This window comes from Achromobacter sp. NFACC18-2 (genome assembly GCF_900108985.1).
Taxonomy (GTDB): Bacteria; Pseudomonadota; Gammaproteobacteria; order Burkholderiales; family Burkholderiaceae_B; genus Achromobacter.
Genome location: NZ_FNYM01000008.1, coordinates 22,823 through 37,402, shown reverse-complemented (window position 1 = coordinate 37,402; position 14,580 = coordinate 22,823). Strand labels below are relative to the sequence as shown.

At 67.1% G+C, this 14,580-nt stretch carries 13 protein-coding genes; 7 read left to right on the top strand and 6 right to left on the bottom strand.

Annotation, left to right across the window (positions count from 1 at the left end):
* Window positions 1–6: 6 nt before the first annotated feature.
* Window positions 7–1,680, bottom strand: a complete 1,674-nt coding sequence (locus BMW75_RS13945; RefSeq protein ID WP_092580096.1) for a ShlB/FhaC/HecB family hemolysin secretion/activation protein — start codon at window positions 1,678–1,680, stop codon at window positions 7–9.
* Window positions 1,681–2,104: 424 nt separating this feature from the next.
* Between BMW75_RS13945 and BMW75_RS13940 the strand changes: the two genes are divergently transcribed.
* The 7 genes from BMW75_RS13940 to BMW75_RS13910 all read left to right on the top strand — a co-directional run bounded on the left by BMW75_RS13940 (window position 2,105) and on the right by BMW75_RS13910 (window position 10,289).
* Complete coding sequence (locus BMW75_RS13940) at window positions 2,105–2,617, top strand: winged helix DNA-binding protein (RefSeq protein WP_063641272.1); 513 nt, start codon at window positions 2,105–2,107, stop codon at window positions 2,615–2,617.
* A gap of 9 nt (window positions 2,618–2,626) precedes the next feature.
* The gene (locus BMW75_RS13935; RefSeq protein WP_092580094.1) at window positions 2,627–4,480 is read left to right on the top strand and encodes an ABC transporter ATP-binding protein; all 1,854 of its coding nucleotides are present in this window, start codon (window positions 2,627–2,629) and stop codon (window positions 4,478–4,480) included.
* Window positions 4,481–4,531: 51 nt separating this feature from the next.
* Window positions 4,532–6,058 (top strand): ABC transporter substrate-binding protein, encoded by a 1,527-nt coding sequence (locus tag BMW75_RS13930; protein WP_092580092.1) that lies wholly within the window; start codon window positions 4,532–4,534, stop codon window positions 6,056–6,058.
* A 171-nt stretch (window positions 6,059–6,229) separates the two neighbouring features.
* Window positions 6,230–7,153, top strand: coding sequence for an ABC transporter permease (locus BMW75_RS13925; RefSeq protein WP_092580090.1), 924 nt, complete (start codon window positions 6,230–6,232; stop codon window positions 7,151–7,153).
* Between the two features lie 5 nt (window positions 7,154–7,158).
* Window positions 7,159–8,025, top strand: a complete 867-nt coding sequence (locus BMW75_RS13920) for an ABC transporter permease (RefSeq protein ID WP_076520251.1) — start codon at window positions 7,159–7,161, stop codon at window positions 8,023–8,025.
* Window positions 8,026–8,065: 40 nt separating this feature from the next.
* A complete protein-coding gene (locus tag BMW75_RS13915; protein WP_092580088.1) occupies window positions 8,066–9,805 on the top strand; it encodes a M14 family metallopeptidase in 1,740 nt (579 codons plus the stop codon).
* A 46-nt stretch (window positions 9,806–9,851) separates the two neighbouring features.
* A complete protein-coding gene (locus BMW75_RS13910) occupies window positions 9,852–10,289 on the top strand; it encodes an acetyltransferase (RefSeq protein ID WP_092580086.1) in 438 nt (145 codons plus the stop codon).
* A 41-nt stretch (window positions 10,290–10,330) separates the two neighbouring features.
* Here BMW75_RS13910 and BMW75_RS13905 read toward each other — a convergent pair whose 3' ends face one another.
* From BMW75_RS13905 to BMW75_RS13885, 5 genes are all read right to left on the bottom strand, one after another.
* The gene (locus BMW75_RS13905; protein WP_092580084.1) at window positions 10,331–10,564 is read right to left on the bottom strand and encodes an oxidoreductase-like domain-containing protein; all 234 of its coding nucleotides are present in this window, start codon (window positions 10,562–10,564) and stop codon (window positions 10,331–10,333) included.
* Window positions 10,565–10,595: 31 nt separating this feature from the next.
* Entirely contained in the window at window positions 10,596–11,141 is a 546-nt protein-coding gene (locus tag BMW75_RS13900; protein ID WP_076520247.1) for a GNAT family N-acetyltransferase, read from the bottom strand.
* An 88-nt stretch (window positions 11,142–11,229) separates the two neighbouring features.
* Window positions 11,230–12,750, bottom strand: a complete 1,521-nt coding sequence (locus BMW75_RS13895; protein ID WP_092580082.1) for a lytic murein transglycosylase — start codon at window positions 12,748–12,750, stop codon at window positions 11,230–11,232.
* 82 nt (window positions 12,751–12,832) lie between these two features.
* The gene (locus BMW75_RS13890) at window positions 12,833–14,191 is read right to left on the bottom strand and encodes an MATE family efflux transporter (protein ID WP_254792012.1); all 1,359 of its coding nucleotides are present in this window, start codon (window positions 14,189–14,191) and stop codon (window positions 12,833–12,835) included.
* Between the two features lie 9 nt (window positions 14,192–14,200).
* The gene (locus BMW75_RS13885) at window positions 14,201–14,566 is read right to left on the bottom strand and encodes a hypothetical protein (protein ID WP_092580080.1); all 366 of its coding nucleotides are present in this window, start codon (window positions 14,564–14,566) and stop codon (window positions 14,201–14,203) included.
* Between the last annotated feature and the right edge of the window lie 14 nt (window positions 14,567–14,580).

The following is a 14,580-nucleotide window of genomic DNA, read 5'->3' as shown; positions in this document are numbered from 1 at the left end:
TCTGATTTAGAACTCGAACATCACAGCCATCGCGAAGACGGTGGATGCGGTTTCGAGCGATTCGGGTTTCTTCAGCGGCCAGCCGGCCGACAGGTCATAGCTGGCATTGACGTAGGGAATGGAGAAACGGCCGCGGACGCCGGCGACAGCCCCGACCAGCGTGCGGCCGGACAGGTAGGCGGCGGATGGGCCGCCCACGCGTCCCACGTCCAGGCCGGCGTAGAGCTGCTGCCCGGGCAGGCCGGTCACCGCATCCAGGTTCCACGACAGGTCGTTGCGCAATGTCCAGCCGTCTTCGGCAGCCAGCGTCATCTGCCCGTCGAAGCCGCGCACGGCGTAGCGGTTGCCGATGGTGAAGTAGTCGGCGGGCACGATGGCCGTCTTGGCGTGCTGGATCTGCCAGTTGGCCTGGTAGGCGAAGGGCTGGTCCGCCACCTTGAAGGGCAGGTACAGGCCGGCGTTGGCGGTGTAGAGGGTGCTGCGGCCGTTCCAGTCCGGATCGCCGTAGACGTAACCGGGCTGGTCGGAGAACTGCGGCAGCGTGCCCCGCACGCCACCACCGATGTCCAGCACGGCCTGGCCCACGTAGTGGCGATGCCCGAAGCCGATCTCGTAGCCGGTGACGTCGCGGCGCTGTACGTCGATGGGAACGTCGTTCAACGTGCTTTCTGTGCGCTTGCGCAACAAGCTCACGGACAGGTTGCCTTTGTAGGCCGTGCCGCGATACGGCACGACCGACACGCCCGCCTGGATCTGCTTGGTGGTGCCGCCATAGATGATGGGATCTTCGAAGCCCGCGACGGTCTGGCGATACGTGGACTTGCTGGCGCCCGTGAAGAAGGTCCAGTAGCCGAATGGAATACTGTAATTGACGGAGGCCGCGCGCGTGTGGGATTCCGTATCACGCCAGTGCGCATTGCTGTTCCAGGACACCGACAACTGGTCATACAGGAACAACGGAGAGTCGAGCGTCAGCCCGGCGTTGATCTGGTATTTTCCGACGCTATCCATCCCGCCGTTGTCACCGCCCAGATAGCCGTGCCAACGCTTGCCGGTGCCGGGCTTGATGAGAAGGTCGGAGTCCCCCAGCTCGGGACCGGGCACGATGTCGATGGCGGCATCGGCCTGGCTGCCCAGCCGGCGGATGGTCTCGATCGCCTGATCCAGGTCGCGCTGGTTCAATTCGCCGCCTGGTGCCGTGGGCAGCGCGGTGCGCCACCAACCGACGGTTCCCTCCCCCTTGACGGCCGAAATGCGGCCGGGCAGGTAGCGCAGCGTGACGGTGCCGGCCGCCAGGGACTGCTCCGGCACTACGACGCGCGCAGTGACTTGACCATTGTCGATGAGCAGGCCGATCAGGTGTTCCTGCAGGGCGCGCAACCCCTGCCCGCCCACGCACTGCCCGACAACGTGCTGGGCAGCCAGGGCCAGCGCGCGGGGAGGCGGAGCGCCTTCCCAAGCGACTTCGCGCAAAGGGAAGCAAGGGGTTTCGGCTGGAAGATCAAGCCCGCGCGCGCGCTGCGCGGGCGATGAGGACAGCGCGTCGGGGCGCTCGGCGGCTCGGGCGCGCTGGGCATCGACTTCCTGTTCTTGCCGGCGCTGGAGTTCCGTGGCCCGAAGCACGGCGTCCGGCGCCGTCTGCGCCACTGCGGGCCCGCCGACCGCCATCGCACACAACATGACGGTCCACTGCAACAGCCAGAGCCTTGCTGCACGACAGGGCGCACCCGAATATCCGCTGAAGCGCTGCGTGCGGGGCGCTCGGTCAGCCGGCAACGCTGCTTTCGCCAATTCCCCTGTTCGACGGCACAACCCACTTATCTGTTTTATCTGTCTTATCTGTCTTATCTGTTCGACGACGAATCGGATTCGCTTTATTTGTTGCATGTACGCATTCTTCGGACGTTTTTTGATGGAGCTACGTGCTGGCGCATGCCGCCCCCCGGAGCCGCTGGCTTTGTAGACGGCCGCCCACCCCGACAAAAATCAGAACAATCCGAAAATGCGCCCCACTCCGGGTTATCCCGTATGTCCCCTAAATCAACAAATCATCAATAATTCGCCAACGTTTTATCGTCGATCCGTCCTTTTGCCTGCCTGCCCCATGCCTGTATCCGTCCGGGACGCCATCGTTTCCTCTTCCCATCTGGCCTCGTCCGCGCCCGAACTGTCCGAAGTCGAATTCGGCCTGATCATCGCGTCGCACGCCTTCAATCGCTGGATGGTGCGGTGCATGGCCTGTGCGGGCCTGCCCGAGCTGACGTCGCTGGACATTCTGGTGCTCAACCACGTGTTCCACCGCGGCCGCGGCAAGAAGCTGGCGGACATCTGCTTCACGCTGAATGTCGAAGACACGCACCTCGTCAACTATTCGCTGAAGAAGCTGGAACGGCTGGGCGTGGTGCAAAGCGCCAAGACCGGCAAGGAAGTGATCTACACCACGACCGACGCTGGCGCGGCCGCGATCCAGCGCTATGCCGAAGTGCGCGAGCAATGCCTCGTCAAGCCCTTCATCGACTCCCCCGCCGCGGATGAGGCCAGCCATCAACTGGCCAATACCCTGCGCGCCCTCTCGGGCCTGTACGACCAGGCCGCCCGCGCCGCCACCTCGCTGTGAGAATCCACGTTGTCTAGCACTACTGTTTCTTCTACCGCCCCGCTGCTGTCCGTGCGGGGCGTCTCGGTCGACTTCACCACCGAGACCGGCGAGTTCCGCGCCGTCGACAACTTGGATTTCGATGTGCGGCCCGGCAGGACGCTGGCCATCGTCGGCGAGTCCGGGTCGGGCAAGTCGGTGACGTCGATGGCGATCATGCGACTGACGGACTACAGCGGCGGCCGCATCTCGACGGGACAGATCCTGTTTCGCGACGGCGAGGACCGCGAGGTGGACCTGACCCAGGCCAGCGACGAGCAGATGCGCGCGATCCGCGGTAACGACATCGCGATGATCTTCCAGGAGCCGATGACGTCGCTGAACCCGGTGTTCACCATCGGCGACCAGATCGTCGAGGCGATCATGCTGCACCAGCAGCTATCGCGTTCGGCGGCCCGCCAGGCCGCGCGCAAGCTGCTGGAGAAAGTGCGGCTGCCGGACGCCGAACAGTTGCTGGACCGTTATCCGCATCAGTTGTCGGGCGGCATGCGCCAGCGCGTGATGATCGCCATGGCGCTGTCGTGCCAGCCGCGCCTGCTGATTGCCGACGAGCCGACCACGGCGCTGGACGTGACGATTCAGGCGCAGATCCTGAACACCGTCCGCGAACTGCAGCGCGACCTGGGCACGGCGGTCATTTTCATCACGCATGACATGGGCGTGGTGGCCGAGATGGCCGACGATGTGGTGGTGATGCTGCGCGGCAAGAAGGTGGAGCAAGGCACCGTCGAAGACATTTTCAAGGCACCCAAGCATCCGTATACGCGCGCGCTGCTGGCTGCCGTGCCGCGCCTGGGCAGCCTGACGGGCCGCGACCTGCCGCTGCGCACGCCGCAGACCGTGCTGGAAGGCGAGACGCTGCGCGAAGTGGGCGAGACCCGCGAGCAGGACACGGCCCGCTACGATGAGCCCGTGCTGCGCGTCGACAAGCTGACCACGCGCTTTGACGTGGGCCACAACCTGTTCGGCCGGGTCACGCATCGCGTGCACGCCGTTGAAGAAGTGAGCTTTGACGTCTACCCCGGCGAAACACTGGCCCTGGTGGGCGAATCGGGCAGCGGCAAATCCACCATCGGCAAGACCCTGCAGCAGCTCGTGGCGCCCACGTCCGGTGCGGTGCGCTACAACGGCCAGGACATCTTCTCGATGGACAGTGCCGGCCGCCAGCGGCTGCGCCAGGAGATCCAATACATTTTCCAGGACCCGTACGCATCGCTGGATCCGCGCAAGACCGTGGCCTTCAGCATCGCCGAGCCGATCCGCACGCACGGCCTGCTGTCCGGCGAGGACGCGATTGCGCGGCGCGTGGGCGAATTGCTGGAGCAGGTGGGCCTGAAGCCCGAGCACGCCCGGCGCTATCCGCACGAGTTCTCCGGCGGCCAGCGCCAGCGGGTGTGCATCGCGCGCGCGCTGGCCAGCAATCCCAAACTGATCATCGCGGACGAGTCCGTGTCGGCGCTGGACGTGTCGATCCAGGCCCAGATCCTGAACCTCTTGATGGATCTGCAGAAGGACCGCGGACTGTCCTATCTGTTCATCACGCACGACATGGCGGTCGTGGAAAAGGTGAGCCACCGCGTGGCGGTGCTGTACCTGGGCCAGATCGTCGAGCTGGGCACGCGCCGCCAGATCTTCGAATCGCCGCAGCATGCCTACACCCGCAAGCTGCTGGCCGCGGTGCCGGTGGCCGAGCCCGGCCGCCACATCGACACGTCCCTGATCGAAGGCGAGATTCCCAGTCCGGTGCGCCGCGTCGGGGATGAGCCCGCCATCGTTCCCCTCTTTGAAGTCGCGCCCGGCCACCAGGTCGCACGCGCCGCCTGAACCCCTTTTTATCCGTCGGTCCGACCCGATTCCCCGTCCCTGGAGGCGACCATGCAGTTCCTACGCACCACTTTCACCGCCACCGCCCTGACCCTGGCGCTGGGCGCCGCGCCGCCCTTTTCGACGGCGCACGCCGCCGGCACGCTCAACGTCGCCATCAACCAGGATCCGGGAAGCTGGGATCCGATCGACACCTTCGTGACGTTCTGGGGCTCGGTCGGCAGCAACCTGTACGACGGCCTGACCATGCGCGGCGCGGACCTGAAGCTGCAGCCGGGCCTGGCCACGAGCTGGGAATACCAGGACGACAACAAGCGCCTGCGCTTCAAGCTGCGCGAAGGCGTGAAGTTCCATAACGGCGAGCCCTTCAACGCCGAGGCCGTGAAGTTCACCTTCGAGCGCCTGCTGGGCGCGGAAGGCGCCAAGGGGCCGCAGAAGTCCAACTACGACTCGATCGGCGAGGTCAAGGTAGTGGACGAGTACACGGTGGACTTCATCCTGAAGCAGCCCGATCCGGTGCTGCTCACCAAGCTGGCCGGCTACGGCGCGATGATCGTGCCGCCCAAGTACATCAAGGAAAAGGGCGAGGATTTCTTCAACACGAACCCGGTCGGCACCGGCCCGTTCAAGTTCGAGAGCTATCAGCCCAAGGTCAACGTGACGCTGGCGCGCAACGACGACTACTGGGGCGGCAAGCCCAAGCTGGACAAGGTGGTGTACCGCTTCATCGGCGAGCCCGGCACGCAGGTCGCCGAGCTGCAGGCCGGCCGCATCGACATCGCCACGCTGATCCCGCTGGGCCTGATCGAAACCGTGAAGAAGTCGGGCAATGCCCACGTGATCTCCACGGGCGGTCCGGTGGCCTTCGCGCTGCGCTACAACACCAAGAACGGCATCACGCAGAGCCGCGACGTGCGCCGCGCGCTGATCATGGCGGTCGATCGCGACGCCATCGTCAAGCAGCTGCTGTTGGGCCAGGCCAAGACCATCGCCAGCTTCCAGGGCCCGCAATCGTTCGGCTACAACCCCGAGCAAAAGCCCCTGCCCTTCAACCCCGCCGAAGCCAAGAAGCTGCTGGCTGCCGCGGGCGTGAAGCCGGGCGCCACGGTGCAGATCGACGTGCGCGGCAGCGATTCGAACTTCCGCGAAGTAGCCCAGGCCGTGTCGGGCTACCTGCAGGGCGTGGGCGTGCGCGCCACCATCAAGCCCTACGAAACGGGCGTGCTGCTCAACGACATCATCCCCGGCGGCAAGACCGGCGAGATGTGGCAGAACCAATGGGGCGGCTGGACGTACGACTACGACAACACCGCGTACCTGATGTACCACTCGGGCCAGAAGTGGAACCCGTACGACAACGACGCCAAGCTCAATCAGATGCTGGAAGCGCAGCGCACGGTCTATGACGTGAAGAAGCGTGAAGCGATGCTGCAGGAAATCGCCGCGTACGTCGCCGACCAGGCGCTGGAGCTGCCGCTGTACAGCCTGAACACGATCGTGGGCGTGAACAAGCGCGTGAAGAACCTGGAGGTTCCGGGAGACATCCGCTTCCGCTTCGTCAACGCCAGTGTGGACTGAGTCCCCCCCCCGAAGCGCTACGCGCTTCCCCCCCAGGGGGGGGCATGCCTGCGGACCGGCAAAGCCGGTTCCGCGGCATCCCGCTGGGGTGTGCCCCGTTGAGGCATTGGTGGTAGCTAGTGCCGCACTCACATCATTTTTTCGCGACGGCGTAAGCCGGCGCGGCGCCTTATGACCGGATTTCTCATCAAACGCGTGTTGCAGGCGATCTTCGTGATCGTGGCCGTGACGCTGCTTGTCTCTTATGCCGTGCGCCTGACCGGCGACCCCGCGCTGATGCTCAGCCAGGGTTCGGGCAGTGTGACGGAGCAAGACCTGGCCAATATCCGCCAGGCGCTCGGGCTGAACCGGCCGTTCCACGAGCAGTACCTGTCGTACATGCAGGGCCTTTTGCACGGCGATTTCGGGCGCAGCTTCATGGGCGGCACGTCGGTCGCCAAGCTGATCGGCGATGCCCTGCCCGCCACGCTGATGCTCGCGTTCACGTCCCTGATCGTGTCGATCCTGATCTCGCTGCCGCTGGGCATCCAGGCCGCCATCAAGCGCGGCAAGCCCACGGACCAGGCGATCCGCATCCTGTCGCTGGTGGGACTGTCGTTTCCCAACTTCTGGCTGGCGCTGATGCTGGTGCTGCTGCTGTCGATCACGTTCCCGCTGCTGCCGCCTTCGGGATGGAGCGGGCCGGCGAGCCTGGTGCTGCCGTCGCTGACCATGGCGATCATCCTCAGCGCCACCAACATCCGACTGGTGCGCACGACGATGCTGGAAACGCTGTCCGCGCAGTACATCATGGTGGCGCGCAGCAAGGGCCTGAAGGAACGCGTGGTGCTGTACAAGCACGCGCTGCGCAATTGCGCCATTCCGCTGATCACCTACCTGGGCCTGCAGTTCGGCGGCCTGATCGGCGGCATCGTCGTGATCGAGATGGTCTTCAACTGGCCGGGGCTGGGCACGCTGGCGTTCGACGCCATTTCCGGCCGCGACTATCCGGTGCTGCAAGGCACGGTCACCGTGCTGGCCACCGTCATCGTCCTGGTCAACCTGGTCGTCGACATCGCCTACGGCATCGTCGATCCCCGTATCCGCACGCGCTGAGCATCATGCAGACAACCACTTCCCCCGCGGCCCCGAAGGCCGTCAAACCGCGCAGCCGCTACCGCTCGCTGGAATTCGTGCTGGGCGCGCTGTTGACCGGCGTCATGGTCCTGCTGGTGCTGGCCTCGGGCTGGCTCTTTCCGGATGGCGGCGAATCGATGGACCTGGCCGGCCGCCTGATGGCGCCTTTCGCGTCCGCCGCCCATCCCTTCGGCACCGACCCGCTGGGCCGTGACGTGCTGGCGCGCGTCATCGTCGGCGGCAAGATCTCGCTGCTGGTGGGCTTTGCGTCCGTGCTGGGCGGCGCGCTGCTGGGCATCGTCATGGGCCTGATCGCGGGCTACTACCGCGGTTTCTGGGACATGATCGTCATGCGCTTTGCCGACGTGCAGCTCGCCCTGCCCTTCATCCTGGTCGCGATCACGTTCATCGCCATCCTGGGCGGGGGCCTGTTCAACGTCATCTTCTTCATGATCGTGTCGCAATGGGTGCAGTACGCCCGGCTGGTCCGCGCGCAGGTGCTGGCCCTGCGCGAGCGCGAGTTCGTGCTGGCCGCGCGCGCCTTCGGCGTGCGCGACCTGGCGATGATCCGCCACCACATCGTGCCGAACCTGCTGGGGCCGCTGGTGATCCTGATGACCCTGAACGTGGCCAACAACATCCTGCTGGAAAGCAGCCTGACCTTCCTGGGCCTGGGCGTCGATCCCATGATCCCGAGCTGGGGCGGTATGCTTGCCGACGGCCGCACGTATATGCAGACGGCCTGGTGGGTCAGCGTCTTTCCCGGCCTGGCCATCATGTTGACCGTGCTGGGCCTGAATCTGCTGGGCGACTGGCTGCGCGACCGCCTGGACCCGACCGGCAAGGTCTGAAATATCGATCCGGCCCGCGCGGCCGGAAGGAACACCGAGCATGACGTTGCTGGAAAAGACATTCGACCGCACGCTGGACGCGTGGACACACGCCTACCTGTCGCCGGCCTGGCGCGGCGCGGTCGTGGAAGGCTGGCTGTTCGAGGACGTGGCGGCCCGCCGCGCGGCGCAGGCCCGGCTGGAACAGGCTGGCGTCAAGGCGCGCTTTCGCAGCGCCTACAAGCCATTGCTGCATTACTTTCTTGAAGAGGTGGAGCGCGAGGGGCTGTTGTCGGCCGAGATCCGCTATCCACTGCACGAACATGCGCAGGCCAAGCGCTTCACGCTCGAGGCGTATCCGCTGGTCGCGCTGCTGCAGGGCGTGCGCGTGACCCTGCTGCCCGGCGCCGCCGACCTGCACTACGACGTCAGCCTGGCCTACGCAGACGGCCGCAAGGTCGACACCCGCGTGTTCGCGCCCAACGCGCTCGGGCACGCGCCCGACGGCACGCCGGAACTGTCGCCCACGGGCTGGCTGCGCGTGCGCGATGCGGACGGCGTCGTGCGGACCGATGCCGCGCAGGCCACCGAATACCAACTGCTCTTTCGCAGCATCATGGACACCGTGCGCAACCATGCGTGGGGCGCGCACGAGCCCTACTTCGATCGCCTGGAAATCCGCGTGGACCTGCCGGGCATCGACTTCGCGCTGCCGGTGGACGAGGAAATCGTCAGCACCTTCGAGGCGCTGCACGAGGACATCTATTTCTCGCTGCTCGAGCACTTCCAGCAGCACTCGGGCCGCCCGTCCGGCGATCGCGGCCTGCAGCCCGGCCAGATCATTCCCGACATCCGGCGCCACGACGGCGCGGCGCGCGTGCAGATGTCGGTGGAGACCTTCGCGCCCGTGGCGCCCGTGATCCCGTCGCTGCCCGCGCAGCCGCTGACGCAGGCGCGCGAACCGCTGTCGGCCGCGCAGATCGCCGGATGCATGGCGGCATTCGGCGGCGACACCTTCCAGGCGATGTCCCGCCAGGGCCGTCCGGTGCTGGGCACCTACGTGCGCGGCCCGGGTCCGGCCGTCTTCATTTCCGGCGCGCAGCACGCCAACGAGACCTCGGGCGTCGTGGGCGCGCTGCGCGCGGCGCAGACCCTGGCCGCGCGCGGCGATGCGCATTTCGCGCTGATCGCGTCCGAGAACCCCGATGGCTACGCGCTCTTTAACCGGCTGCGCGAACAGCATCCCCGCCACATGCTGCACGCGTCGCGCTACAGCGCGCTGGGTGACGACATCGCGTACCGCGAGCGCGCGCCGTTCTTCGAACGCGACGGCCGGCACCAGGCGCACGCCATCAGCGGCGCGCAGCTTCACATCAACCTGCACGGCTATCCCGCGCACGAATGGACGCGCCCGCTGTCGGGGTACCTGCCGCGCCACTTCGAGCTCTGGACCATTCCCAAGGGCTTTTTCCTGGTGCTGCGCCATCATCCGGGATGGGCTGAACGCGCACGCCGCCTGATCGAAGGCGTCACCGCGCGCCTGGCCCGCAACGTGCCGGACCTGGTGCGGTTCAATGCCCGCCAACTGGAACTGTTCCACGCGCATGCGCTCGAAACGGGCTTTGACTTGCTGAACGGGATTCCGGTGCAGATCACGGAAACCGACCGCGAAGACCTGCCGATGGCGCTGATTTCGGAGTTTCCGGATGAAACGGTCTACGGCGACCGTTTCGTTTTCGCGCATACTGTGCAGATGGAAACCGTCCTGGCAGCCACCGACATCTATCGCGCAGGGCTTTAGCGGCCAAGGACCGCCATCGGCACACGACCTACAGAATCAATAAGAAATGAACATCCGAGAACGCAACCACGGCGACGATCTGGCCTTGGTGGATATCTGGCTCCGCTCGGTACGCGCCACCCATACTTTCCTTTCCGAAAAGGAAATCCAGGCCATGTACCCACAGGTGCTCAACACCTACCTGCCATCAGTGAGGGTCTGGGTCTGCGAGGACGATGCCGGCGAGGTGGCCGGCTTCATGGGCCTGGCCGGCAACAAGGTCGAGATGCTGTTCGTCGATGCCAACAAGCGCGGCAAGGGCGCCGGCCGGCGCCTGCTGAATTTCGCGCGCTCGCTGCACGGCACGCTGCTGGTCGACGTAAACGAGCAGAATCCACAGGCGCACGGCTTCTACAAGCACTACGGTTTCGAGGACATGGGCCGCTCGGCCTACGACGACGCGGGCCGTCCGTTTCCCATCATCCACATGAAGCTGCCGGGCTGATCGCTGCCCGGCGTTCGGGGCGCTCGGGGCGCTCGGGGCGTTCAGGGCTGCTGCGGCTCGTGCCGGGCGCGCCAGGCCTTCAACGCGTCCCGATAGCGGTCCATGGCTTCGTCGTAGAGGTCATAGACGCAGGGGATGCAGCCGCTGTGGCAGCATTCGTCGGGCGCGGGGCGCTCGGGCGCAACGGGCGGCGGGTCGTCGGCGGGAACGGCAACGGGCGTTGCCGTGGCGCGGCCGGCGCCGGATTTGCCGGCAGTGGTTTTCCTGGTGCTCATCGCGCCATGTTAGCGCCGCGCGGATGGCGGCTCACACGCCTTCCAGCCTGCGCCAGTCCACGCGCCGGATTTCGTAGCAGACCTTGGGCTCGGGCGTGTCGCCAGTCATGCCGACGTAGCGCAGCCCGGTCTTTTCCATGACCCGCTGCGACGCCACATTGGACCGCAGCGCCACGGCGCCCAGCACATCCACCGGCAGCAGACGGAATCCCAGCGCGATCAGCGCGCGGGAAATCTCCGGCGCAAACCCCTTGCCCCAGCAGTCGGGATGCAGCGCATAGGCCAGTTCTACGCCCGCGCGGCCGGGCGACGTCGAGGCTTTCAGCCCCGCCCGGCCCGCGGGCAAGCCGGTGTCGCGGTCTTCCAGCACGTACATGCCGTAGCCGTGCTCGGTCCAGTGCACGATGTTCTGCGCCACGTAGCGACGGCTGGACGCCGCGTCGCGCGTGCCGCCCATGGACTGCATCAGGTCGGCATTGGCGTGCATTTCGATCATGAACGGCAGATGCGCCTGCGACATGCGGCGGGCGCGCAGGCGCAGGGTCTGGAAATCGTCGGGAAACTCGGCGGACGGCATGGTTGTTGAGAGCGGTGGCGGACCTGCCGATCATACCGGCCCGGACGGCGCCACGCACTCCAGCCTAACCCTCATCCGCGCGGCCCGCTCATTGCGGCGGATAGGCCCGCATGGCCGCGGGCTGGTCGGCCTTGAGCGCATCCAGGATGCGCTTGCCGACGCGGCCATCCTGCGGCAGGTTGAGCCGCGCCTGCTCGGCGCGCACCGCGTCGCGCGTCTTCGCGCCGGGAATGCCGTCGGCCACGCCGATGTCATGGCCGCGGCCGTAGAGCTGTTCCTGAAGCTCCTTGATCTGCGCCCGCGACAGGCCAGGATCGTCGGTGGGCCAGGCGGTCGCGAGCGCCGGGCCGCCCTGCAGGCGGTTCAGCAGCAGCGACACGGCCAGGCCGTAGCGGCGCGACTGGTTGTAGTGCAGGATGGCGTCGAAGTTTACGGTGGCCAGGAACACCGGGCCGCGCGCGCCGGTGGGTGCGAAAAGGTACGCCTGCTGGTCATTGCCCGAGGGCAGTTTCAGCACCGAGCCGTCACCCTGCTTGACGCCGGCCTGTGCCCACTGGGCGATGGTGCGGCGGTCTTGCGAACCGACGTATTCCGCGTCGGGCTCGGGCGGAATCGCGGCGGCCAGTTCGGCGGGCACGCGCACCTCCACCACGGCCGGCAGGCCGTGCGTCCACTGGGCGCGGCGCTTGCGCAGGTGGTTGGCCGTGGAGGCCAGCGCATCGGGCAGCGAGTTGTAGAGATCGATGCGGCCGTCGCCGTCGCCGTCGGCGGCCAGTTCGTAGAACGAGGTCGGGATGAATTGCGTCATGCCGAAAGCGCCGCTCCAGGAACCGACGAACTTGTCGGCGGGCACGGTGCCGTCGCGCAGCAGGCGCACAGAGGCGTAGGCGTTCTTTTCCCAGAGCGTCTTGTTCTCGGTGCAGGCGCGGGTCAGCCACGCGTTGAGCACGTCGGTCTTGCCGACCTGGCGGCCGTAGTTGGTTTCGATGCCGAAGATGGCGACCAGCGTGGCGGGATCGACCTGGTACTGCTGGCTGATGGCGCCAAGCTGGGCGCCGTATTTGCCCAGCACGGCTTTGCCGTCCTGCACGCGCTCGTCGTCCACCGTCTTGGCGATGTAGTCCCACCAGCTTTCACGGCCTTCGGGCTGGCCCTTGGCCGAGGCGACGGTCGTGGGCAGCAGCGTGGCGTTGGCGGTGTACTTGTCCCAGTCGGCGACGGTCAGGCCGTTGGCCGTGGCGCCCTTGCGCAGCTTGTCGATGCACGCCTTGGTGTCGAGTTCGGTGGGCACGATGACGGTGGGCGCGGCGGCCGCAGGCGCGGGGGCAGCAGGCGCGGCCGCCGGTGCGCCTGCGGGCGTGGCTGCGGCTGCGGGCGTGGCTGCGGCTGCGGGCGCAGCCGCGGCGGCCGGGGCCGGGGTGTCATCGAAGCTGCGCTTGGGCTTGAGGACCGGCTGCGGCTGTTCCGGCGCGGGCGTCTGGACGCGCGACCCGGTCGCCGACCCGGGCGACTGCGCCTGCGCGGCGCCCGCGGCGGCGGCGCTCAACGCAGCGGCCAGCAGCACGCGGGAAAAGCTGTCGATTCGAGGACGTAGGGAACTCTGGCGCATGGCTTTCCTGAAAAATCGAAGTCAGCCGGGATCGTACCGCGACCGGCCGCCGAAATCGAACCGGCGCCCGGCCCGGCGCGGCTCAGGCCGGCGCGCCAGGCGCGAATCCCGCTGGCGGGGCGCGCAGCACGCGCCGGCACAGCGCCATCGCGATCAGGCTGAACAGCGCAAAGCCGCCCATCTGCCCCAGCATCACCCCTTCCGGCCCGCCCAGGCGAGCGCCCAGCCAGACGAAGGGCACGGTGCCGATTGTGGCGCGCAGCCAGCCGATGACGGTTGAATACGTGGCGTATCCCAGGTTGTTGAACACGGCGATCGACACGAAGAACAGCGCATTCAACGCCCAGGCAAAGCTGCCGTAGCGGCAGAAGAAGACGATCAGGTCGCGCCCGGGTCCGGTGACCCGGAAGATGTCCGGCATCCACGGCGCCAGGATCGCCAGCCCGACCGCCGCCGAAAACCCGTACAGCAGCGCCCAGCGCGCCGCCAGGCCGGCGGTCTGCCTGACGCGGTCCCACTGGCCGGCGCCCAGGTTCTGCCCGAGTATCGGCCCGATGGCGCCGGGCAGCACGAAAAACAGCGAATACGCCAGTTGCAGCAGCCGGTCCACGACCGTGGCGCCCGCCAGCACGCTGGGGCCGAAGCTGGCGTACGTGGACACGGTGAAGATCACCGCCGCCGGCGTAGCCAAGGTGGTCAGCGCGGCCGGCAAGGCGATGGCGCCGATCGCGGCCAGGTGCTCACGCAGTTGCCCGACCGCCGGCCACGCGACCAGGCGGTGCTTGCGAAACACCAGCCAGGCGCCCAGCGCCACGGTGGCCAGGCGCCCCGCGCCGCTCGCCCAAGCGATGCCCACCATGCCGCCGTCCAGCACGAAGATGACGATGGGATCGAGCACGGCGACCGTGCCGGTTCCCGCCAGCAGCACCCACATGGATTGCCGTCCATGGCCCGCCGCGCGCAGCAGGTTGGACAGCATCATGCCGATGCCCATGACCACCGCGAACGGCGTGGTGATGAGCACATACGACAGCAGATGCGCGCGCACGTCCTCGGCCAGGCCGTTGGCGGCGGTAAACGGACCGATCGCCGCGAGAAACACCGCGCCGGCGGCCAATGCGGTGGCGGCCATCAGGATCAGGGACGCGCCCGCCAGCGTGCGCGCCTGGGCCGCGTCCTGCGCGCCCAACGCCCGCGACACCAGGGCCGCGCCACCCACCGTCACGCCGATGCAGACGGCGATGATGGTGAACTGCGTCATGGACCCGAATCCCACCGCGCCCAGCACCGCCTCGTCCTCCAGCGTGCCCAGGTACAGCAGCGACAGGAATTCCACGGCAAACACGGCCAGCATGCTTGCCCAGCCGGTCAGGACCATCTCGAGGACGTGCCCGCCGAGCGGGCCGGACACGAAGCGGGCGTGTTGCGCGGTCGCGTTCAAAGGGGATCGCTATTGCGCGGACGCGGACGCCTGCCGCAACGCCTCAAGACGCTGCGCCGCCAGTTCGTAGCCCTGCGCCGCGGCCGCCTCGTACCAGCGCAGCGCCTCCTTCATGTCGTAGTGCTCCATGATGAGGCCCTGCATGTACTGGGCGCCCGGATTGCCGCGTTGCGCATCGGCCAGCAGCGCGCGGTCGGCCATGCCGTCAAGGCGCGGCGACTCGCCGTAGATGTGCACGTCGCCGCCCACCGGATGTCCGCCCAGCTCGCGCAGCGACGGCGGCGTCTGGTCAAAGAGCTGGCGCCAGAACAAGGCCACCAGCACGACGAACAGCGCGAAGAAGAAAGTCCAGGTGAAAAGTCGCTTTGCGGTCATGAGGCACTCGGTGA

Coding starts and splice junctions, on each gene's coding strand:
- BMW75_RS13915 (WP_092580088.1), top strand. CDS start 8,066: ATGACGTTGCTGGAAAAGACATTCGACCGCACGCTGGACGCGTGGACA.
- BMW75_RS13940 (WP_063641272.1), top strand. CDS start 2,105: ATGCCTGTATCCGTCCGGGACGCCATCGTTTCCTCTTCCCATCTGGCC.
- BMW75_RS13930 (WP_092580092.1), top strand. CDS start 4,532: ATGCAGTTCCTACGCACCACTTTCACCGCCACCGCCCTGACCCTGGCG.
- BMW75_RS13900 (WP_076520247.1), bottom strand. CDS start 11,141: ATGCCGTCCGCCGAGTTTCCCGACGATTTCCAGACCCTGCGCCTGCGC.
- BMW75_RS13905 (WP_092580084.1), bottom strand. CDS start 10,564: ATGAGCACCAGGAAAACCACTGCCGGCAAATCCGGCGCCGGCCGCGCC.
- BMW75_RS13920 (WP_076520251.1), top strand. CDS start 7,159: ATGCAGACAACCACTTCCCCCGCGGCCCCGAAGGCCGTCAAACCGCGC.
- BMW75_RS13925 (WP_092580090.1), top strand. CDS start 6,230: ATGACCGGATTTCTCATCAAACGCGTGTTGCAGGCGATCTTCGTGATC.
- BMW75_RS13885 (WP_092580080.1), bottom strand. CDS start 14,566: ATGACCGCAAAGCGACTTTTCACCTGGACTTTCTTCTTCGCGCTGTTC.
- BMW75_RS13910 (WP_092580086.1), top strand. CDS start 9,852: ATGAACATCCGAGAACGCAACCACGGCGACGATCTGGCCTTGGTGGAT.
- BMW75_RS13945 (WP_092580096.1), bottom strand. CDS start 1,680: ATGTTGTGTGCGATGGCGGTCGGCGGGCCCGCAGTGGCGCAGACGGCG.
- BMW75_RS13895 (WP_092580082.1), bottom strand. CDS start 12,750: ATGCGCCAGAGTTCCCTACGTCCTCGAATCGACAGCTTTTCCCGCGTG.